The organism is Blastococcus sp. TBT05-19 (assembly GCF_003319095.1).
Lineage (GTDB): Bacteria > Actinomycetota > Actinomycetes > Mycobacteriales > Geodermatophilaceae > Blastococcus.
Genome location: NZ_QOHI01000004.1, coordinates 166,721 through 185,560, shown reverse-complemented (window position 1 = coordinate 185,560; position 18,840 = coordinate 166,721). Strand labels below are relative to the sequence as shown.

General features: G+C 73.8%; 19 protein-coding genes. 11 read left to right on the top strand and 8 right to left on the bottom strand.

Annotation, left to right across the window (positions count from 1 at the left end; translation table 11 throughout):
* Positions 1–83: 83 nt before the first annotated feature.
* A complete protein-coding gene (locus tag DQ244_RS12270) occupies positions 84–917 on the top strand; it encodes a hypothetical protein (protein WP_113811769.1) in 834 nt (277 codons plus the stop codon).
* A gap of 15 nt (positions 918–932) precedes the next feature.
* On the opposite strand, the gene DQ244_RS12265 is transcribed toward DQ244_RS12270, so the two are convergent.
* Complete coding sequence (locus tag DQ244_RS12265; protein ID WP_158544553.1) at positions 933–2,405, bottom strand: ElyC/SanA/YdcF family protein; 1,473 nt, start codon at positions 2,403–2,405, stop codon at positions 933–935.
* 253 nt (positions 2,406–2,658) lie between these two features.
* Between DQ244_RS12265 and DQ244_RS12260 the strand changes: the two genes are divergently transcribed.
* The 4 genes from DQ244_RS12260 (at position 2,659) to DQ244_RS12245 (ending at position 5,904) form a co-directional block, all read left to right on the top strand.
* A complete protein-coding gene (locus DQ244_RS12260) occupies positions 2,659–3,135 on the top strand; it encodes a hypothetical protein (RefSeq protein ID WP_113811767.1) in 477 nt (158 codons plus the stop codon).
* Complete coding sequence (locus tag DQ244_RS12255; protein ID WP_199580368.1) at positions 3,132–3,320, top strand: hypothetical protein; 189 nt, start codon at positions 3,132–3,134, stop codon at positions 3,318–3,320. Before DQ244_RS12260 ends, DQ244_RS12255 begins: the two co-directional genes overlap by 4 nt.
* Before the next feature lie 133 nt (positions 3,321–3,453).
* Positions 3,454–4,365 carry a diacylglycerol kinase family protein gene (locus tag DQ244_RS12250; protein WP_113811766.1) on the top strand — a complete coding sequence of 304 codons (912 nt, stop codon included), beginning with the start codon at positions 3,454–3,456 and terminating at the stop codon, positions 4,363–4,365.
* An 18-nt stretch (positions 4,366–4,383) separates the two neighbouring features.
* Positions 4,384–5,904, top strand: coding sequence for a phospholipase D-like domain-containing protein (locus tag DQ244_RS12245; protein WP_113811765.1), 1,521 nt, complete (start codon positions 4,384–4,386; stop codon positions 5,902–5,904).
* Positions 5,905–5,943: 39 nt separating this feature from the next.
* Here the strand turns inward: DQ244_RS12245 and DQ244_RS12240 are convergent, their stop codons facing one another.
* Together DQ244_RS12240 and DQ244_RS12235 are read right to left on the bottom strand one after the other, a co-directional pair.
* Positions 5,944–6,249 carry a GNAT family N-acetyltransferase gene (locus tag DQ244_RS12240; protein WP_113811764.1) on the bottom strand — a complete coding sequence of 102 codons (306 nt, stop codon included), beginning with the start codon at positions 6,247–6,249 and terminating at the stop codon, positions 5,944–5,946.
* Positions 6,250–6,257: 8 nt separating this feature from the next.
* Entirely contained in the window at positions 6,258–6,611 is a 354-nt protein-coding gene (locus tag DQ244_RS12235; protein ID WP_113811763.1) for a nuclear transport factor 2 family protein, read from the bottom strand.
* A 109-nt stretch (positions 6,612–6,720) separates the two neighbouring features.
* Here DQ244_RS12235 and DQ244_RS12230 point away from each other — a divergent pair, with 109 nt between their 5' ends.
* Positions 6,721–8,187: a glutamine synthetase beta-grasp domain-containing protein gene (locus tag DQ244_RS12230; RefSeq protein WP_113811762.1), complete on the top strand. Its 1,467-nt coding sequence runs from the start codon at positions 6,721–6,723 to the stop codon at positions 8,185–8,187.
* Positions 8,188–8,211: 24 nt separating this feature from the next.
* Here DQ244_RS12230 and DQ244_RS12225 read toward each other — a convergent pair whose 3' ends face one another.
* Complete coding sequence (locus DQ244_RS12225; protein ID WP_147251518.1) at positions 8,212–8,667, bottom strand: hypothetical protein; 456 nt, start codon at positions 8,665–8,667, stop codon at positions 8,212–8,214.
* A gap of 173 nt (positions 8,668–8,840) precedes the next feature.
* Here DQ244_RS12225 and DQ244_RS12220 point away from each other — a divergent pair, with 173 nt between their 5' ends.
* From DQ244_RS12220 to DQ244_RS12205, 4 genes are all read left to right on the top strand, one after another.
* On the top strand, positions 8,841–10,103 hold the full coding sequence (locus DQ244_RS12220) for a MalY/PatB family protein (RefSeq protein ID WP_113811760.1): 1,263 nt from the start codon (positions 8,841–8,843) through the stop codon (positions 10,101–10,103).
* Positions 10,104–10,271: 168 nt separating this feature from the next.
* Entirely contained in the window at positions 10,272–11,219 is a 948-nt protein-coding gene (locus DQ244_RS12215; protein ID WP_113811759.1) for a 3-hydroxyacyl-CoA dehydrogenase NAD-binding domain-containing protein, read from the top strand.
* On the top strand, positions 11,216–11,953 hold the full coding sequence (locus DQ244_RS12210) for an acetoacetate decarboxylase (protein WP_113811758.1): 738 nt from the start codon (positions 11,216–11,218) through the stop codon (positions 11,951–11,953). Before DQ244_RS12215 ends, DQ244_RS12210 begins: the two co-directional genes overlap by 4 nt.
* A 48-nt stretch (positions 11,954–12,001) precedes the next feature.
* The gene (locus tag DQ244_RS12205) at positions 12,002–13,252 is read left to right on the top strand and encodes a CaiB/BaiF CoA-transferase family protein (RefSeq protein ID WP_113811757.1); all 1,251 of its coding nucleotides are present in this window, start codon (positions 12,002–12,004) and stop codon (positions 13,250–13,252) included.
* Here DQ244_RS12205 and DQ244_RS12200 read toward each other — a convergent pair.
* On the bottom strand, positions 13,249–14,604 hold the full coding sequence (locus DQ244_RS12200; RefSeq protein WP_113811756.1) for an MFS transporter: 1,356 nt from the start codon (positions 14,602–14,604) through the stop codon (positions 13,249–13,251). The genes DQ244_RS12205 and DQ244_RS12200 overlap by 4 nt on opposite strands.
* A gap of 125 nt (positions 14,605–14,729) precedes the next feature.
* Here DQ244_RS12200 and DQ244_RS12195 point away from each other — a divergent pair, with 125 nt between their 5' ends.
* The gene (locus DQ244_RS12195) at positions 14,730–15,611 is read left to right on the top strand and encodes an ABC transporter substrate-binding protein (RefSeq protein ID WP_113811755.1); all 882 of its coding nucleotides are present in this window, start codon (positions 14,730–14,732) and stop codon (positions 15,609–15,611) included.
* On the opposite strand, the gene DQ244_RS12190 is transcribed toward DQ244_RS12195, so the two are convergent.
* The 3 genes from DQ244_RS12190 to DQ244_RS12185 are packed head-to-tail and all read right to left on the bottom strand — an operon-like array spanning position 15,567 to position 18,759.
* Entirely contained in the window at positions 15,567–16,853 is a 1,287-nt protein-coding gene (locus DQ244_RS12190) for a glycosyltransferase family 2 protein (protein WP_158544551.1), read from the bottom strand. The two genes, DQ244_RS12195 and DQ244_RS12190, sit on opposite strands and share 45 nt — an antisense overlap.
* A complete protein-coding gene (locus DQ244_RS19435; RefSeq protein ID WP_158544549.1) occupies positions 16,850–17,866 on the bottom strand; it encodes a glycosyltransferase in 1,017 nt (338 codons plus the stop codon). Before DQ244_RS19435 ends, DQ244_RS12190 begins: the two co-directional genes overlap by 4 nt.
* A complete protein-coding gene (locus DQ244_RS12185) occupies positions 17,863–18,759 on the bottom strand; it encodes a WcbI family polysaccharide biosynthesis putative acetyltransferase (protein ID WP_113811753.1) in 897 nt (298 codons plus the stop codon). The genes DQ244_RS19435 and DQ244_RS12185 overlap by 4 nt, the downstream gene beginning before the upstream one ends.
* Positions 18,760–18,840: the final 81 nt, after the last annotated feature.

The window sequence follows — 18,840 nt, the reverse complement described above, 5'->3', positions numbered from 1 at the left end:
CCGAGCCCGGGCGCACGGGGGGCGCGGGCACGGCCCGCCGAGGACACGACGCGTCGCAGGCCGGCGCCACGGGGGAACGCAGCATGACCACTGGCACCGGACTGGACGACGCCCGGACGCTGACGACCGCGCGCTACGAGCTGCACGGCAACGTGGCGGCCGACCTCGCGGAGCAGCTGCTGACGCTGCACCCGCCGACGTCCTCCCGACGGTTCGTCTGCTACCCGGTCCCGGGCACCAGCCGCTTCGCCGACCTGGGGCGGCAGGTCGAGCTCGAGGTGTTCGGGGACGTGTTCGGCAACGACCTCGCCGAGCTGGTCGCCGAGTACGGGCCCTACGAGCAGGCCAGCGTCTTCCTCGTGGTCATGGACCAGCGACGCCGTCGCGCGGCCGGCGTGTTCCGGATGATCGAGAACTCCGCCACCGGGCTGAAGACGCTGAACGACGTCGCCGGGGAGCCGCTGCGGCTGCCGCAGGCCCAGGTGCGGGCGCACCACGGCATCACCGACCTCGACCGGGTGTGGGACGTCGGCACGCTCGCCGTCCGGCCGGAGTACCGCCGCTCGGGCACACGCCGCAGGAACGTCAGCCTGCTGCTCTACCGCGCGTTCTACGTCTACGCGCTGCGCGCCGGCATGGAGCACGTCGTGACCGCCATCGACAGCCACGCCCACCGGGCCATGCTCGCCCTCGGCGTCCCCTTCGTGCCGATCTGCGACAGCGAGCCCTTCGACTACATCGGGTCGCCCTGCACCGCGCTGTACGGCCACCTGCCTGAGTTCCAGTCGAAGGTGGAGGAGCGCTCCCGCCGGCTGCGGACCCGTCGCCCGCTCGCGTGGTTCCTGCTGGCCGGACCGATGCGGAAGATCGCGCGCGGACGAGGCATGGACGAGCGGTTGCAGCCCCCCGTGGAGTGACGACGAGTCGGCCGGTCAGAACTCGCCGGTCACTCGCCCGCCGTAGAGCTTCAACAACTCTTGGACGTAGATGCCGATCCCGTACCGGCGCGCGTCACTGCCGAAGGCCGGTCCGAAGAACACGTTCCGGTCGTATTGGGATGTGGAGCGCAGGCCCGTCACCTGCCGCACCACGTGGGACCTGTCCGCGTACACGTGGTCCCACAGGTGCATCATCCGGCGCATGTGGTAAGGCGAAGTCACCACGATGACCTGGAGCGCGCGTCCCTTTTCGAACGCAAGTCGCACCAGGTCGGGAAGGGCGTGGAACAGCGTCTCGGACGAGGTCAGCGCCCGGTTCTCCCGGTAGACCCTGATCGACCGGTCCAGGGTCTTGCTCTCCAGGTAGTAGGCCATGGCCTCCGCCTCACCGATGGCCAGCGGCTGGTCCACGTCGTACACCGGGTGCGACCCCGACAGGATGATGGCGGCCCCGGATCGTTGGGCGATGCCGAGCGCTATGTCGACGCGGTACGCGTGTCCTCGCCGTGCCCCGGGAACGAGGACCACATCGCAGTCCTCCTCGTCCGAACTGCTCGCACCCCGGTCGGGTGCGGCCAGGTAGTCGTAGAGCCCGCCGACGGCCTCCGCCTGCACGGGTGAGTACCCGGACTCCGCTGCCTCGAATATCTGGCGGGCGAGCGGCTTGTCCAGGTCCTGTACCGCCAGCAGCCCGGCGTTGTCGGTCGGCAGCGAGACGGCCGACGAATCGAGACCGAACGCAGTCAGCAGGCCCTGCAGGACGTCCAGGCGGATCGGGTTGTGCGCCTGCAGGCGTGCTTGCACGGAAGGGGCGGCAGCCAGCCCCAACGGCAGGTGGTGCCGCGGCTCGAGGGCGGTGAACCGCTTGTAGAGGTCGGCCTTCGCCTCGTCGGGCAGTGCGTCCCACCTGAGCTTCTCGACACGAGGGTCGTTGATCAACGACACCGACTCCGCCACCTTCTGGCTGCGGGCGTAGTGGGTCAGGTGCCGCATGACCTTCTCGCGGAACTCCGGGAGCGTCTCGAAGTCGAAAACGAGACCCCGCTTCTGCATCTGCTTCCGCAGCCGCTCGACCTTCGCCAGTTGGGTCGTCGAGATTCCCCTCAGCTGCGCGAGCGCCTTCGAGAAGTACAGCATCACCGGTTTCCCGGCGTCCACGAACGTCTCGATCTCCTCGATGGTCCCGGAGTCGTACCGGCCGGTCGGCGTTCCGGCCCGCCCCCAGAACATCCCGATCAAGATGTCGCAGTGCCCGGCCAACTGGGCGTTGATCGCCCCCTGCGGATCGCCGTCCAGGGTGAGTTCCGGGAAGGCGTGGCTCTCCCACAGCACGGGCAGGAGCACGATGGAGTACTCGGCCGCGTTCAGGGCATTCCACTCGCCGAGCGTGCGGACGAGGAGTTCTCTCTCTTCCTGCAGGTCGCCGGGTGACGCGATGAGGACCTTCAACACGCGCGCCTGCGTCATACCTGGTCCCATCCGCGAGTCGATCATCGTGCTGGTTCGGTCGGTGTGCTGACGAGTGCAGCCGAAGAACGGCGGACCCTGGGATCCTGGCCATGCTATCGGCGACGATGTGCGGTCTTGGGCGTCAGATCGAGCGCGAACTTCTTCGATACCCGCCTCCCAGCGCCCTGGCGGAGCGTCGCGAGGTCGCGCACGATGGCGCGACCTGGTCCTGCTGATCCCGGGAGTGGTCCGACATGTCGAGCACCGAGGGATGAGCGGTCCGGGCACCGGGCCGGGCGCGGCACCCGATCCCCGGCTCCTGGAGCTGTACACCCTGGGCGCCGAACTGGCCGATCGGGTCTCGGCGCGTCGAGCCACGGCGAACTCGTTCTTCCTCACCGTGCAGACCACGCTCATTGCCGTCGTGGGCCTCATCGCTCCGGACCTCGCGGCGCAGGCGATCTGGACGAGCGCGGTGGTCGCCGCGGCAGGCGTCCTGCTCTCCTGCACCTGGTGGCTGTCCCTGCGCTCCTACCGCGAGCTGAACGGAGCCAAGTTCCAGGTCCTGCACGCGATGGAGGACCACCTGCCGGTCCAGCTGTTCAGGGACGAATGGGCGGTGCTCCATGCGCGGCCGTCGAGCTGGCGGTCCCCGCGTTACTCGGAGCTGGGGAGGATGGAGCGCTGGGTTCCCTGGGTCTTCGCTCTGCTCTGGATCGGCTTGACGGTCAGCCGGACACAGGCGTGATCGCCAACCTGCGCCCGTCGTCCGGCCGAGCCTGTGCCGATCTGGGGGACGGCGAGCGCACCGACGACGCGCACTGGGTTGCTCTCACCCACGTCGAGGGCGACTTCCCCGGCGGCGTGGCCGACCTCCGCTACCGCTTCAGCACGGACGGCGACCTGAGCGCGGAGCTCGTCATCGCCCCCTGACCGGGTGCACTTCGCCGCCGCCGGCCTCGCACGGAGGACTGGTGGCGGCGCCGTGGGGCAGGGTGACAGCCGAGCGCAGGACCCTGCGCTCGGATCGGACCCGCGGCGAGCGCGGGGAACGGAGTGCTCATCCATGCAGCGGCTGATGGTCGTGGTCAACAGGTCGGCGGGGACCGCCGACGACGAGTCCCTCGCGGCGGCGCTGACCGTTCTCCGCTCGAGTGCCGACGTGACCGTGGCCGCCACCGCAGACGCCGAGGAGCTGGGACGGGCGGTGAGCGGCCGCGGGGACCGGCGGCTGGTGATCGCCGGCGGCGACGGCTCCGTGCACGCCGCCATCACCGCGCTCGACGCCGCCGGTGCCCTGCGGAGCGAGGACCCGGTCGGGATCGTCCCGCTCGGGACCGGCAACGACCTGGCCCAGGCCCTCGGGCTGCCGCTGGACCCGGAGCAGAGCGCGGCCGTCGTGCTCGACGGGGTCGCACGTCGGCTGGACCTCGTGCGCGACGACGCGGGAGGTGTGGTGGTCAACGCCGTCCACGCCGGCGCCGGTGCCAGGGCGGGCGCCGAGGCGGCCCGCTTCAAGGACCGGCTGGGAGCCGTGGCCTATCCGCTGGGGGCTGTGATCGCCGGTGTGAGCACCGGCGGCTGGGACCTGCGGGTGGAGGTCGACGGCCGGGTGGTCGGGGACGAGGCCGCGGGCTGGGCGGCCGACGGGAGCACGAGCGTCCTGATGGCAGCGGTCTGCAACGGGCCGACCATCGGCGGCGCCACGCCGATCGCGCCCGGTGCCGGCCTCGACGACGGGCTGCTGGACGTGATGGTGTCGGTGGCCACGGGGCCCGTGGCGCGGGCTGCCTACGCCGCGGCCCTGCCCGCCGGGCGGCACGTCGAGCGCGACGACGTCGTCGTCGTCCGCGGCCGGGCGGTCACCGTGACCGGTGGTCCTGTCGACCTGGTGGCCGACGGCGAGCTGGAGGAGGGCGTGCTCTCCCGGTCGTGGCGGGTGGAGCCGTCCGCGTGGTCGGTGCTCGTGCCGAACTGAGTCGGGCACACTGCTCCGGTGACCAAGGGCAGCGAGGCGAGGGCGGAGAGCGATCCGGGGGCTCCGCTGCTGATCCCCGGTGAGACCTGCTGGCGGATCGAGCGGGCCGACTCCTTCGCGATCTTCGTCGACGCCGCCGGCTACTTCGCCACGCTGAAGCAGGCCGTGCTCCGCGCCGAGCGACGGGTGCTCTTCATCGGCTGGGACTTCGATCCGCGGATCCGGCTCGACCCGCTCGACGGCGGCCGGCCGGAGGACGACCAGCTGGGCGCCGTCCTCGAGCGGGCGGTGGAGTCCAACCCGCAGCTCCACGTCGGCGTCCTGCAATGGGACCTCGGCATGCTGCGCGCGCTCGGGCGCGGTCTGGCACCGATCGTGCTGCTCGATCGCCGGTCCCACGACCGGCTCACCTTCGCCGTCGACGCCCACCACCCGCTCGGCGGTGCCCACCACCAGAAGATCGTCGTCGTCGACGACTGCCTGGCCTTCACCGGCGGCATCGACGTCACCGCCGACCGCTGGGACACCTCCGACCACGCCGACGACAACCCGCACCGGCGTCGTCCGGGCACCGGACGCGGCCCCGGCCGGGCCACCGGCCCGTGGCACGACGTGACCAGCATGATGACCGGCCCGGCCGCGCGCGCAGTCGCCGACCTCGCGCGCGAGCGGTGGGAGAGCGGCACGGGGGAGCGGCTCGACCCGATCCCCGACGAGCGGGAGTGCTGGCCCGCGGACGTCGAGCCGCTGCTCACCGACGTCGACGTCGCGATCTCCCGCACCCGCCCCGAGCACGGCGGCGCCACCCTGGTGCACGAGATCGAGCTGCTGTGGCTGGCCACGATCGCCGCGGCCCGCCGCTCCCTGTACGTGGAGAGCCAGTACTTCGCCTCCCGCCGCATCGCCGAGGCGATCGCCGACCGGCTGCGCGAGCCCGACGGCCCCGACGTCGTCGTGGTCAACCCGGAGACCGCCGACGGCTGGCTGTCGGAGAAGGCGATGGGCACCGCGCGGGCCCGGGTCCTGGAGCTGGTCCGCGAGGCCGACGTGCACGACCGGTTCCGGCTCTACACGCCGGTCACCGAGCAGCGGGAGCCCATCTACGTGCACGCCAAGGTGACCGTGGTCGACGACCGGCTGCTCCGGCTCGGTTCCAGCAACGTGAACAACCGGTCGATGGGCCTGGACACCGAGTGCGACCTGGCGATCGAGGCGGTCGAGGGGGCGCCAGGAGCGGACCGGCTCGCCGCGACCGTCGTCGGCTTCCGGGACCGCCTGCTCGCCGAGCACCTCGACTGCAGCCCGGACGACGTCGCCGCCGCGATCGCCGACACCGGGTCGCTGGTGCAGGGGATCGAACGGCTGCGCCGGCCGACGGGTCGCTCGCTGGTGCCGTTCGAGCCGCCGGAGCTGGGCCCGGCCGACCGTGCGCTCGCCGAGTCCGAGGTCATGGACCCGGAGAAGACACCGAACCGGTGGCGCCGGGTGGAACGGTTCTTCGCCCGCCGCCGGCGGCCGGGCGACCGGGTGCGCACCTGACGGCTCCGCGCCCGCCCGCCGCTCCGCCGCCGCGGCAGGTCAGTCGACGACCGCGCGGGTCCGGGACCGGTAGAGCAGGTCGCCGTACTCCGGGTGCCGCTGCACGAAGCCGCTGACGAAGGGGCAGACGGCCAGCACGGCCAGCTGCTGCCGGCGGACGTCGTCGAGCGCATGACGGATGAGCATGCTGCCGACGCCCTTCCCCTCGAACTCGGGCATGACCTCGGTGTGCGTGAAGGCCAGCAGCTCGTCGGTCGGGATGTAGTCGGCGATCGCGGCGAGCACGCCGTCGACGCGTGCCTCGTAGCGCTTGTGGTCGCGTGCGTCGGTGACCGTGACGTCCATGTGCGTCCTCACTCGTCCAGCAGGGTGTAGAGGGCGCTGATCCGGCCGTCCCGGATCAGCGCGATGTCGGTTCCGGACACCACCGGGGCCTGGTCCGCGGGACCGAAGTGCCACCGGAGGACGCCGAGGTCGCCGGCCTCCCGCGCCGGCCCCGCGGCGCGGAAGACGAAGTCCGGTGCTCCGGCGAGCAGTCCGCGCACCTTGTCCTCGACCGCCTCCCGGCCGACGACGACGCCCTCGGGGTCGGTGAAGGAGACGTCCGCGGCGTACGTCTGCTCCGCGGCGGCGCTGCGCCGGGCGTCGTCCCGCTCACCGAAGACGGCGAGGCTCTGGTGCATCAGCCGGCTGACGCTGCGGGACATCGAGCCTCCGGGTGGGAAGGGGGTGCGTGTGCTGTCTACACGAGGCGTGCCGGGACCGGCGGCGTCGGCTCCGCCCGGAACTTCCTCTCTCCCGCTGGTAGAACGGGCCATGCCCATCGACGCGTTCGAACCCCACCCGATCGTCCGGCTGCTCGGCAAGCCCGCCGCCGGGTTCACCGGCGGCGACCTGGTGCGGGCGGTCGAGGAGCTGGACCTCCACCAGGTGAACCTGCGCTACGTCGGGGGCGACGGCCGCCTCAAGACCCTCGCCTTCCCGGTCTACTCCCGCGAGCACCTCCTGGAGGTGCTGGTCCGCGGGGAGCGCGTGGACGGCTCGAGCGTCTTCGCCGGCACGGACACCGACGCCAGCGACGTGTACGTCGTCCCGCGGCACCGCACGGCGTTCGTCAACCCCTTCGGCGAGCGGCCCTCGCTCGACGTGCTGTGCTCCTTCTACGACGAGGAGGGCCGGCCGCTGCCGCACGCGCGCGAGCAGATCGTCCGCCGGGCCGCCGAGGTCCTGACCGGGGAGACCGGGATGACGCTCGAGGCCTTCGGCGAGCTGGAGTACTACCTGGTCGACGCCCCCGATCGGATCTACCCCGTGGAGGAGGAGCGCGGGTACCAGGAGTCGAGCCCCTTCTCGAAGGGGCAGCGGGTCCGGGAGCAGGTGCTGGGCCACCTCACCGCCATGGGGGTGCGCCTGAAGTACGCCCACGGCGAGGTCGGCAACGTCCTCGAGGAGGACCGGCAGCTGGTGCAGCACGAGATCGAGCTGCAGCCGGTGCCCGTGGAGCAGGCCGCCGACGCGCTCGTGCTGACCAAGTGGGTGGTGCGCGAGGTGGCGGCCACGCACGGCCTCGAGGCGACCTTCGCCCCGCTGGTCAGCGGTGAGGGCGCGGGCAACGGTCTGCACGTGCACAGCCGTCTGGTGCGCGACGGCGTCAACACCGTCGTGGGCGAGGACGGGCTCAGCGACACCGGGCGGCGGCTGGTCGCCGGCTACCTCCAGGCGACCAGGGCGCTCACCGCCTTCGGCAACACGGTCCCGACGTCCTACCTGCGCTTCGCCGAGGGCGACGAGTCACCCGGCGCCGTCTGCTGGGGCGAGAAGGACCGCACCGGCCTGGTGCGGGTGCCGCTGGCGTGGAACGGGGACGTGCTGCCCGGCATGGTCGCCCACGCCAACCCCGGCAGCACCGAGGCCGTGCCGGAGCCCGCCACGCACCCCCAGACCGTCGAGCTGCGGCTGGGCGACGGTTCGGCCGACGTGCACCTGCTGCTGGCCGGCATGGCGGTCGCGGCGAGGCGCGGGCTGACCGATCCCGGGAGCCTGGAGCAGGCCGAGCGGCTCGAGGCCGCCGACCGGGACGAGGACGAGTTCGAGCAGCTGCCCACCTCGTGCTCGGAGTCCGCCGACGCGCTCGAGGCCGAGCGCGGGGCGTTCGAGGCCGACGACGTCTTCCCCGCCGCGCTCATCGACGCGGTGCTCACGGCGCTGCGCGACGCCCCGGCGGCCAAGAAGGGCGCGGCCGGGCGCGACGAGCTCATCCGGCGGTACTGGCACGTGGGGTGACGGGCCCGTCCGACGTCCGGGTGGTCAGTCCTGGTCGGCCGGGGGCTCGATGAACCAGAACGCACCGGCCAGGGCGCCGTACACGAGCGCCGGACCCGTGTGCGGCCACCGTTTCCCGGCGGCCGCCCGCGCCTGACCGCGGCGGAAGATCCACCGCTCCACGAGGGCCAGCCACCCGGCCGAGGCGCCGAGGACGAGGGCCACGGGCGCGAGGGCGACGGCCTTGCGCGCGGGCGGGAGGGAGCGGAACACCTCGGTGACCGACGCCTCGCCGTCGGGTTGCTCGGACCCGCGTGCGCCGTCCCAGCCCGCCCGCAGCTCCGGAACGGCGGCGGCGACCGCGACGGCGAGGACCCCGGCCTTCGCCCAGCCGCGCCGTCGCCGGTCGGCGATCAGGTCGGGCAGGGCGTAGTGCAGCGTGGTGGCCGCCGCGGTGACTCCGGCGGCCACGGCTCGCGAGCTGGTCGGTCGGGTGCGCATGCGGCCATTCTGGTGGCTGCTGCGTGGCGCGGACAGGGTTGGTGCCTGCGTCGCGCCGCAGGCCGTCGACCTGGGATGTCGCACGGCTCGGGGCGCTGGGACCCTGGACCGCGGGACATGCCCGGGACCCGGACGTCGAAGGGGTCCGTCGACGCCGCGAGAGAGCTGAGCCGATGAGCACCGAGACGATGCCCGACCCGCTCGAAGGCGTTCCGCTGGAGCGGCTGCGTCAGCGCACGAGCCTGAAGTGGCGCGCCTACCCGGACGACGTGCTGCCGCTGTGGGTCGCGGAGATGGACGTCGACCTGGCGGTACCGGTCGTCCGGGCGATCCGGGCGGCGGCGGAGTCCGGCGACACCGGATACCCGCACGGCACCCGCTACGCCGAGGCGTTCGCCGGCTTCGCAGCCCGCCGCTGGGGGTGGGAGCAACTGCCCGTGGAGCGGACGGCGCTGATGCCGGACGTGATGCTCGGCGTCGTCGAGGTCCTCCGTCTGATCACCGGAGCGGGCGACACGGTGATCGTGAGCCCACCGGTCTACCCGCCCTTCTACGCGTTCCCGCACCATGCCGAGCGACAGGTGGCCGAGGCGCCGCTGGGAGCGGGCGGGCGGCTGGACTTCGACGTCCTCGAGGAGGCGTTCCTGCGGGCGCGGGCCGGTGGACGGCGGGCGGCGTACCTCCTGTGCAACCCGCACAACCCCACCGGGGTCGTGCACACGGCCGCTGAGCTGCTGCGCCTCGCCCGCCTCGCCGAGCAGCACGGCGTGCGCGTCATCGCCGACGAGATCCACGCGCCGCTCGTCCTGCCCGGCGCCACCTTCGTGCCCTACCTGTCCGTCGCGGGCGACACGGACGCGTTCGCGCTGCTGTCGGCGTCGAAGGGATGGAACCTGCCCGGGCTGAAGGCGGCCGTGCTCGTCGCGGGAGCCGACGCCGCCGCTGACCTGCGGCGCATGCCGGAGGTGGTCAGCCACGGGCCCAGCCACGTCGCGGCTCTCGCGCACGCCGCAGCGCTCACCGACGGCGGGGACTGGCTCGATGCGCTCCTGGCAGGCCTGGACCGGAAGCGCGCTCTGCTGTCCGAGCTGCTCGGCGAGCACCTGCCGACGGTGTCGTGGGTGCGGCCGGAAGCGTCCTACCTCGCGTGGCTGGACTGCACCCGCCTGGAGGCCGGCCGGATCGCAGCCGACCAGGGCGGCACGACCGAGCCCGGGGATGTCACCACCGTCGTCGGTGCGACACGCTTCTTCCTCGACCGGGCCAAGGTGGCTCTCAGCGCCGGGGAGGCGTTCGGGGCCGGTGGCGCAGGCCGTGTCCGGCTCAACTACGCCACGAGCACCCGGATCCTGACCGAGGCGGTCCAGGCGATGGGCGCCGCGGAGCGGGCCGCGGCGGCATCGCCGGTGCCGCCGAAGGCACACCGGAGGGACTGAGTCCTGCCGGGCCAGGGGCTCGGGGAGCAGGGGTGAGCCGGTCGGCGGGTCGACGCCGTCATCGACGGGGTGGTGGCACGTGGCGTGTGGCCGGCAACGGCTCGGCTCGCCGATCGTCGCCGGCTGTGGTCGGATCCGAGGCGAGATTCGAGCGCCGAGGGGGGCGCGGTGACCGAGGTCCAGCGCAGCGTCGCAGTGATCGGCGCGGGCACCATCGGGTCGTCCTGGGCGGCCCTGTTCGCCGCGCACGGGCTGTCCGTCCGGGTGCAGGACCCCCGCCCGGACGTCGGCCCGGAGGTCGAGCGGGCGGTGCGGCACCTGGCCGCGCTGCAGCCGCAGCTGGCCGGCGACGCCGAGCGCCTGCTGGCGGCCATCGAGGTGGTCGACGACGTCGAGGCCGCGGTCGTCGGCGTCGACGTCGTCCAGGAGAACGCGCCGGAGCGCCTGCCGCTCAAGCAGGAGCTGTTCGCCCGGATCGAGGCGGCCGCTCCCGAGCAGGCGCTCATCGCGTCGTCGACGTCGGCGCTCATGCCCAGCGACCTGGCACGCGAGATGCGCACGCCGGAGCGGCTCGTGGTCGGGCACCCCTTCAACCCGCCCGAGGTCCTGCCGCTGGTCGAGGTCGTGCCGGGGGAGCGGACCTCGCCGGAGACGGTGCGGCGCGCGGTGGACTTCTACCGGTCGGTCGGCAAGAAGCCCGTGGTCCTGCACAAGGAGCTCAGCGGGTTCGTCGCCAACCGGCTGCAGTCGACGCTGTTCCGCGAGTGCGTGTGGCTGGTCAGCCAGGGAGTGGTGAGCGCCGCCGAGCTCGACGAGATCGTCACGGAGTCCATCGGCGTGCGATGGGCGACCGCCGGGCCTTTCGAGAGCTTCCACCTCGGCGGTGGGCCGGGCGGCATGCGGCACTTCCTCGAGCACCTCGGCCCGGGCATGGCCAGGCGGTGGAAGAAGGTCGAGCAGCCCGAGCTGGACGAGGCGACCGTCGAGCTGATCAGCAGCCAGGTCGAGAGCCGCTTCGGCGACCGCGGGTACGAGCAGCACACCGAGGCGCGGGACCGGGCCCAGCTCGCCGTGATCGAGGCGCGCGACGCGGCCCGGGCGGAGGAGGCGCGGTGAACATCGAGGAGGTCCGCCGGCAGTCGACGACGCCGCTGGGGGCGCCCGCCTACCCGTCGGGGCGGTACCGCTTCACCGACCGCGAGTACCTGAACATCCTCTACCGGACCGACCTCGACGCGATGCGGCGGATCGTGCCGGAGCCGCTGCAGGTGGTCGAGCCGCTCGTGCGGTTCGAGGTCATGCGGATGCCCGACGTCACCGGCCTGGGCTCCTTCACCGAGTCCGGGCAGGTGCTGCAGGTCGAGTACGAGGGCGAGCCGGCCGACTACCTGCACGCCATGTACGTCGACAGCCTCGCGTCCATCGCCAGCGGCCGGGAGATCAGCGCCTTCCCGAAGAAGATGGGCGCGCCCCGGCTCTACGTCGACACCGACACCCTCGTCGGCACCCTCGACTACGGCACGCTGCGGGTGGCCACCGCGACGATGGGCTACAAGCACGCGCCCATGTCCGAGGAGGCTGCGCGGGCCGAGATCGGCCGGCCGACCTACGGGCTGAAGATGCTGCCGGGGTACGACCGGCGGCCGCGCGTCCTGGAGCTGGCCCGCAGCCAGATCACCGACATGACGATCAAGGGGGCCTGGACAGGCCCCGCCCGGCTCCAGCTGTTCGAGCACGTCCTCGCGCCGCTGGCCGACCTGCCCGTGCGGGAGATCGTGTCGGCGAGCCACATCCTGGTCGACCTCACCCTGGGCCGGGCCGGCTGCGTCTTCGACTACCTGGCGGACTGAGCAAGGACCCCTGCAGGGGGCCACCACCTCGACGAAGAGGAGGAAGCCGTGGTCGCTCCGCTGGACGGCGTGCGCGTCGTCGAGGTGGCCAACTGGATGGCCGCGCCGGGCGCCGCCGCGCTGCTGGCCGACCTGGGCGCCGACGTCGTCAAGGTCGAGCCCCTGCGTGGCGACGCCATGCGCGGTGCCACGCGCCAGCCGGCCGTCCCCGAGGGGGAGCCGCCCCTCGATGCGGCCTTCGCGCTGGACAACCGGGGCAAGCGGAGCATCGCCGTCGCCCTGAACCAGGCGGAGGGGACCGACCTGGTCCGCCGGCTGGCCGCCGGGGCCGACGTCTTCCTGTGCAACCTGCTGCCCGCGCGGCAGGCGAGGTACGGGCTCGACCCCGCGACCCTGCTCGGTGCCAACCCACGGTTGGTGCACGCCACGCTGACCGGCTACGGGACGCACGGTCCGGACGTGGCGCGCCCCGGCTACGACCTCACGGCGTTCTTCGGGCGCGGTGCGGTCCTCGACGCCATGAGCGAGCCGGTCAACGCCGCACCGCCGCGGCTCCGGCCGGCCCAGGGGGACCACACCGCGGCGCTGGCGCTGTTCGGCGCCGTCCTCGCCGCCCTGCGGCTGGTCGAGGCCACCGGCGAGGGGCAGGTCGTCGACGTCAGCCTGCTCGGCGCGGCTGCCTGGACGATGTCGAGCGACCTGTCGGCGACCCTGGTCGACGGGGTGCGGCCGACGCCGGAGGGCCGGATCGCCCGGCCGCACGCGCTGCACGGCGGGTTCCGCTGCGCCGACTCCCGGTGGATCCTGCTGTTCATGCCGGAGCCGCACTGGTGGCCGGCGTTCTGCACCGCGGTCGGTCGGCCGGAGTGGATCGAGGACGAGCGGTTCGCCGACCGGGCCGCGCGGTCGGCGAACATGCCGGAGCTGACCCGCCTGCTGGACGAGCTCTTCGCGAGCCGGCCGCTGAAGGAGTGGTGCGCGCTGTTCGACCAGCACGGCTTCATCTGGGGCCCGGCGTCCACGGTGTCGGAGTTCGCCGACGACGAGCAGGCTGCCGCCGACGGCCTCTTCCCGGAGATCAGCGAGCCGTCGGGACGCCGCTACCGGACCGTCCGCGCCCCGTTCCGGGTGCAGGGCGCCGACATCGCCCCGCGCGGCCCCGCGCCCGCCGTCGGCGAGCACACGACCGCGGTGCTGACCGCGCTCGGCGTGCAGGCCGAGGACCTGAGCCGGCTGGCCACGGACGGTGTCATCGGCGGGCACCCCGGCCCGCGGGCCGGGGAGGGCGCCGTCGGCTAGTCCGTCCGTGCCAGGTCCCGGCCGGCCTCCCCGCGGATCTCGTCCTTGGTGCGGGTCTCGCGCAGGACGAACGCCGAGAGGAACGTGATGACGCCCATGACGCACACGTAGGCCGACACCGAGGCGGACGAGCCCGTGGCCGCCAGGAGCGCGGTCATGATGAACGGCGTCGCCCCGCTGACCAGGATGGCGGCGAGCTGGTAGGCCAGCGACGCACCGGAGTAGCGGATCCGCGGCTCGAACATCTCGGCGAGGAACGCCGCCAGCGGGCCGTAGGTGAGGGAGGACCCGATCAGCCCGCCGACGAGGGCCACGAAGATCAGCGGCAGCTTCGCGGTGTCGATCAGCCAGAAGAACGGGAACGCCCACAGGGCGATGACCGCCGCGCCGACCAGGATGGGGGGCCGTCGGCCGATCCGGTCCGACAGGCCGCCGCTGAAGTAGATGACGAACACCGAGATCGCCGAGGCCGCGAGCGTGATCGCGAGCAGCTCGTCGCGGTCCACACCGAGGTCGCGGGTGGCGTAGTCGAGGACCCCGGCGATGCTGATGTAGAAGATCGCGTTGGTGCCGAAGAGGAGGCCCGCCCCCAGCAGCACCGGCCGACGGTGCTTGAGCACGACCTCCTTGAGCGGCGCCTGCGCCACCTTCTCGTCGGCGGCCTCCTCGCTGTGACTCTTCAGCTCGCGGAAGACCGGCGTGTCCTCGACCCGCAGCTGGATGAACATGACGACGGGGAGCAGCACGGCGCTGGCGAGGAACGGGATGCGCCAGCCCCACGAGACGAAGGCCTCGGCGCTCGTCGTGGCGCTCACGGCCAGGAAGACGATGTTGCCCAGGATGACGCCGATCGGGACGCCCATCTGGCCGAACGTGCCGGCGCGCCCCTGACGGTCCCGGCCGGCGTTCTCGGTGAGCAGGAGGATGACCCCGCCCCACTGGCCGCCGACCGCGATGCCCTGCAGGAACCGCAGGAAGACCAGCGCGATCGGTGCGAGCACGCCGATGGAGTCGGCCGTCGGCAGCAGACCGATGAGGAACGTGGCCGAGCCCATGAGGATCAGGCAGGTGACCAGCGCCGGCTTGCGGCCGAACTTGTCCCCGAAGTGGCCGAAGACGAGGCCGCCGATGGGACGGGCGATGAAGCCGGCCCAGAAGGTGCTGAAGGACAGCAGCGTGCCCATGAGCGGGGACGCGTCCGGGAAGAACAGCTCCCCGAAGACCAGCGCCGCCGCGGTGGCGTAGATGAAGAAGTCGTACCACTCGATCGAACTACCGATGAGCCCCGCGGCCATGAGTTTGCGCAGCGAGCGGCGGTCGAGGGCAGGCGTTTCGTCCTTCGGGAGGGTCATAGCTGTTTCCCGGTGCGGTAGCAGGGCGCCACTCAGCTTGCTGGCACCGTAGGACCGCGGCGGCGGGACGGCAAAGGGAGCGACGCCGGCGCTTGCCCGACAGGGGCTCGGCCTACGGTGGCGCGGTGCGGATCGTGTCGTTGCTGCCGTCGGCCACCGAGATCGTCTACGCGCTGGGGCTCGCCGACCAGCTGGTCGGGGTCACCTTCGAGTGCGACGAGCCGCCCGCCGCCCGCCGCGAGAAGGCGGTCGTCGTCGGCGGGGCGGACACCTCGGGCATGACCCCGGCGGAGATCGACGCCTCGGTCCGCCGGCGGCTGGCTGCCGGGGAGGACCTCTACACGCTGCACGCCGACGCCCTGGCCGCGCTCGCGCCGGACGTGATCCTCACCCAGGACCTCTGCCGGGTCTGCGCGCTGCCCTCGGGGCACGTCGACGAGGCGCTCGCGCACCTCGGCTGCCGGGCCGACGTCGTGGCGCTGGACCCGTACACGCTCGACCAGGTGCTCGCGACGATCACCACCGTCGGCGAGCGCATGGGCGTCCCGGAGCGGGCGGACGCGGTCGTGCGAGGGCTCCGGGAGCGGTTGGCGGCGGTCGCAGCCCGCGTGGCCGGCCGGCCGCGGCCCCGGGTGGCGGTGGTCGAGTGGGTGGACCCGCCGTTCCCCGCGGCGCACTGGGTCCCCGACCAGGTCGCGGCGGCGGGCGGCGAGCCGGTGGCGTGCCGGCCCGGTCAGCGGTCGGTGCCGGTGGACTGGGACTTCTTCGCCGCTGCCGAGCCCGACGTCGTGGTGGTCGCGCCGTGCGGCTTCGGCCTGACGGGGGCGGTGGAGCAGGCGGCCACGGTCGCAGCGGCCCTGCCCGGCCGACCGGTGTGGGCGATCGACGGCGACGCCGTGGTGGTGCGGCCGGGGCCCCGGCTGGTGGACGGCGTCGAGACGCTGGCGGCGCTGCTGCATCCGTCACCGGACGTCGCGCCGCCGCCCCTCGCCGTCCGGGTCGCCTGACCGCTCGAGGCGTACCTGGCGCCGGTGGTCCGCCCGGCCCCACCGGCGCTGCAGGTCGAGGTCCTGGGGAACGGGAGCGGCCACCCCGGGCTCGTCGAGGACCGCCGCGCTGCCCTCGCCCCGGTGCCCGTCCCGCGTACGGCGCACGACCAGGTGCTCGCCGACCCGGACCGGTGCGACGTCCGTGAGCTCCTGCAGCGTCGCGCCGGTCAGGACGACCGGCCGGTCGAGGTCCACCCGGAACCGGCACCGGGCCAGCACCGCGGCGGAGGGTTCGCCACGGTGCACCCGGGGGTCGTCGAGCACCTCGACAGCGGATCCACGGCGCAGCCACACCCCGCAGTCCGAACCGGCCAGCAGCGAGGCCACCGACGCCACGACCTGCGCGTCGGGCACCGCGGAGTCGTCCAGCCGCACGACCACGTCCGGGTACGCCCACACGAGGCCGTGCCCGCGGGTGGCCGGCCCGGGCACGAAGCGGGCCAGCGCCAGGGCCTCGACGTTCCGGGACCGCAGCGCCTCGGCGTCCGGGGTGCGTCCGGCGAAGTCCGGTCCGTCGTGCCAGGCCACGGCGTCGGGGGCGTGCACGAAGTCGGCGCCGTGCAGCCAGCAGCGGTGGGCGAACTCCCAGTCCTCGCCGCCGTAGGAGCCGAACGCCTCCTCGAAACCGCCCACCTCCTCGAACAGGCGGCGGGAGACGCTCAGCACGGCGGAGATCACGAACCGGTACGCGTCGTCGCCGGCCGAGCGCAGGTCGTCGGTCCGGGCGTAGGCCTCGGCCAGCCAGGCCGGTTCCCCGAGCACCTCCGGGGCGTCGCTGCCCTCGGTCAGCCAGCGGCGGAGCCGCCCGGGGGACATGGCGCCCAGATCCGCGTGCCGCCGTCGGCCGACGACGAGGTCGGCGCCGTCGGCGAGGTGCCGGACGACGGCTGACACGTACCCGGGCTCGGGCACCGTGTCGGCGTCGAGGAAGCACAGCACCGCGCCGCGGGCCACGCCGGCGCCGAGGTTGCGCGCGGCCGCGGCGCGGAACCCCTCGTCCGCCTGCGCCACGACCTGGACCGCGTACGGCCGCGGACCCGGATCGGGACGGGTGCGCGAACCGTCGTCGGCGACGACCACGTCGAGCAGGTGCAGCGGGTGGTCCTGCAGCTCCAGCGCCGTCAGCACCAGGTCCAGGTCGTGCGGTGCCTCGTAGTGGGGCACGACCACCGAGACGGCAGGCGGTTCCTCCGGGGTCATCGCACCTCCCGGGCGGCCCGCGCGAGCACCGGCAGGAGCAGTGTCGCCGCCGTCTCCGCCGTGGGCCCACCCGGCGCCCCGCGGGGCAGCCAGGTGCTCGCCGGGTCCTCCCACGCCTGCACCAGCGCGGTGCGCAGGTCGTCGTAGATCCGGACGCATCCCGGCGAGCGCTCCTCGAGCTCCGCGACGTAGTCGCTGCGCGGCACCAGCGGCCGGCGGCCCGCGCCGATCCAGGAGTTGATCGACCCGGACGCCGACAGGTGCTCGTGCGGGGCGACCGGCACCACCGGGGACCGGAGCAGGGCGGGCAGGTCGGCATCCGGCACGTAGCCGGTCACGACGCAGGGGCGCCCCAGCGCGGCGGCCTGCGCGGCGAGGGCGTCGGCCAGGTCCTCGTGACCGGTCGACGGCCGGCCCCAGGCGGTCAGCCCGACCCCGGCGGGCAGCACGTCGAGCGCCGCGACGACGGCCTCGTGCCCCTTGCCCGGGTACAGGTAGCCCAGGACGGCGACGCCGCGCAGCGGAGCCGCCTCGTCCACGGCCCGCGCCGAGCGCAGGTCGGGCACGGGGAGGGGGACGACGTCGCTGCGCGCGTCGACGCCGCAGGCGGCCAGGAGCCGCTGCTCGTGCCGGCTGGCGACGACGACGGCGGCGGCCGCCCGCGCCATCCGCCGGTAGGCGGCCGCGCGCCGGGGGGCGTTGCGCGGCCCGTCGCTCGCCTGCGGCAGGTCGTGCAGCACCAGGACGAGCGGGTGCTCCGCCGCGAGGGCTCCCACGACGTCCGCCGCCTCCTCCGGCGTCGCCCCGAACAGCTTGTCGGTGACGTGCACGAGCAGCGGGGCCGGGGGAGCCGTGCGCAGCGCCGCGCGCAGCTCGCCCACCGCGGGCAGCGCGGGCCGGCGCACCAGGTGCACGGGACCCGGCGCGATCCCGAGCAGCGCTGCCGCCTGCACCAGCGCCTCGCCGGTCACCCCGTGCTCGGCCGGTCCGACGGCCAGGACGGTGACGCTCATGCGGCCAGCGCCGCCGCTGCTGCGGCGTGCCGGGCCAGCCCCGCCTCGGCGACCCCGGGGTGGTCGGCGTACCACCGGAGCTGGGCGTCGCGGACCGCGTCGTCGGGGACCCGGGTCCCGGAGACGACCCAGTCGGCTCCCGACCGGCCGTCGAGCCGCAGGGCCTCCAGGACCTGGGGCAGGACCGGGGTGTGCACGCTGTCCAGGAGCGTGCGCCCGGGGTCGACGACAGTTCCGGGGAACCCGGCCGCGGAGAGGATCCGGGCGGCCACGCCTGCCAGGACGGCGTTGCCCGGGTGGTTGACGGTGTGCGCGGCGGCGGAGCGGGCCTCGTGCAGCAGGTCCACCACGTCGAGCGACCCGTGCCGCTCCTGGCGCACGGTCAGCTCCCGCACCGACAGGTCGCGCACCGCCCGGACGGCCGCGGCCGAGGGGATCTCGGGCAGCGCGGGCCGGCCGGCGGCCAGAGTCAGGGTCCGCAGGTCGTGGTACGGCACCAGCGGCGGGTCTCCGGCCGGGGAGCGGACGATGACCTGGAAGGGGTGCAGCGCGGCCCAGCGGATGATCGGCACGACGACCGCGGCCGGCCGACGCCGGGCACGGGCGAGCACCTCGGCGGTGCCGAGCGGCAGGTCGCGGTAGCCGCTCCGCACCGGCTGGGAGACCAGGACGTCGATCTCGGCCAGCAGGCGGTCCAGGTGCGGCAGGTCCGCGGCGGTCAGCTCGTGGACGGGAGGCACGCGGACGGTCCGCACCGGTGACGCGTCCCCGTCCACCAGCACCCGCAGCGACTCGGCCTGGCAGTTGCCGTGCACCAGCACCAGCGGCCGGTCGTCCCGGGGGAGCGGCAGCAGACCGTAGAAGTGGGCGTAGTGCTGCCGCCGTCCGGTCACGGAAACACCCTAAGGAGGGGTTCCGGCCGCCGGTCGGCGGACCGGGTGGGCTCGGCAACGATCGGCGTGCTTGCATCTGAT

Excerpts from the sequence above, each read along its gene's own strand:
- DQ244_RS12270 (WP_113811769.1), top strand. The coding sequence starts at position 84 with ATGACCACTGGCACCGGACTGGACGACGCCCGGACGCTGACGACCGCG.
- DQ244_RS12265 (WP_158544553.1), bottom strand. The coding sequence starts at position 2,405 with ATGACGCAGGCGCGCGTGTTGAAGGTCCTCATCGCGTCACCCGGCGAC.
- DQ244_RS12260 (WP_113811767.1), top strand. The coding sequence starts at position 2,659 with ATGAGCGGTCCGGGCACCGGGCCGGGCGCGGCACCCGATCCCCGGCTC.
- DQ244_RS12250 (WP_113811766.1), top strand. The coding sequence starts at position 3,454 with ATGCAGCGGCTGATGGTCGTGGTCAACAGGTCGGCGGGGACCGCCGAC.
- DQ244_RS12240 (WP_113811764.1), bottom strand. The coding sequence starts at position 6,249 with ATGGACGTCACGGTCACCGACGCACGCGACCACAAGCGCTACGAGGCA.
- DQ244_RS12235 (WP_113811763.1), bottom strand. The coding sequence starts at position 6,611 with ATGTCCCGCAGCGTCAGCCGGCTGATGCACCAGAGCCTCGCCGTCTTC.
- DQ244_RS12230 (WP_113811762.1), top strand. The coding sequence starts at position 6,721 with ATGCCCATCGACGCGTTCGAACCCCACCCGATCGTCCGGCTGCTCGGC.
- DQ244_RS12225 (WP_147251518.1), bottom strand. The coding sequence starts at position 8,667 with ATGCGCACCCGACCGACCAGCTCGCGAGCCGTGGCCGCCGGAGTCACC.
- DQ244_RS12220 (WP_113811760.1), top strand. The coding sequence starts at position 8,841 with ATGAGCACCGAGACGATGCCCGACCCGCTCGAAGGCGTTCCGCTGGAG.
- DQ244_RS12200 (WP_113811756.1), bottom strand. The coding sequence starts at position 14,604 with ATGACCCTCCCGAAGGACGAAACGCCTGCCCTCGACCGCCGCTCGCTG.
- DQ244_RS12190 (WP_158544551.1), bottom strand. The coding sequence starts at position 16,853 with ATGACCCCGGAGGAACCGCCTGCCGTCTCGGTGGTCGTGCCCCACTAC.
- DQ244_RS19435 (WP_158544549.1), bottom strand. The coding sequence starts at position 17,866 with ATGAGCGTCACCGTCCTGGCCGTCGGACCGGCCGAGCACGGGGTGACC.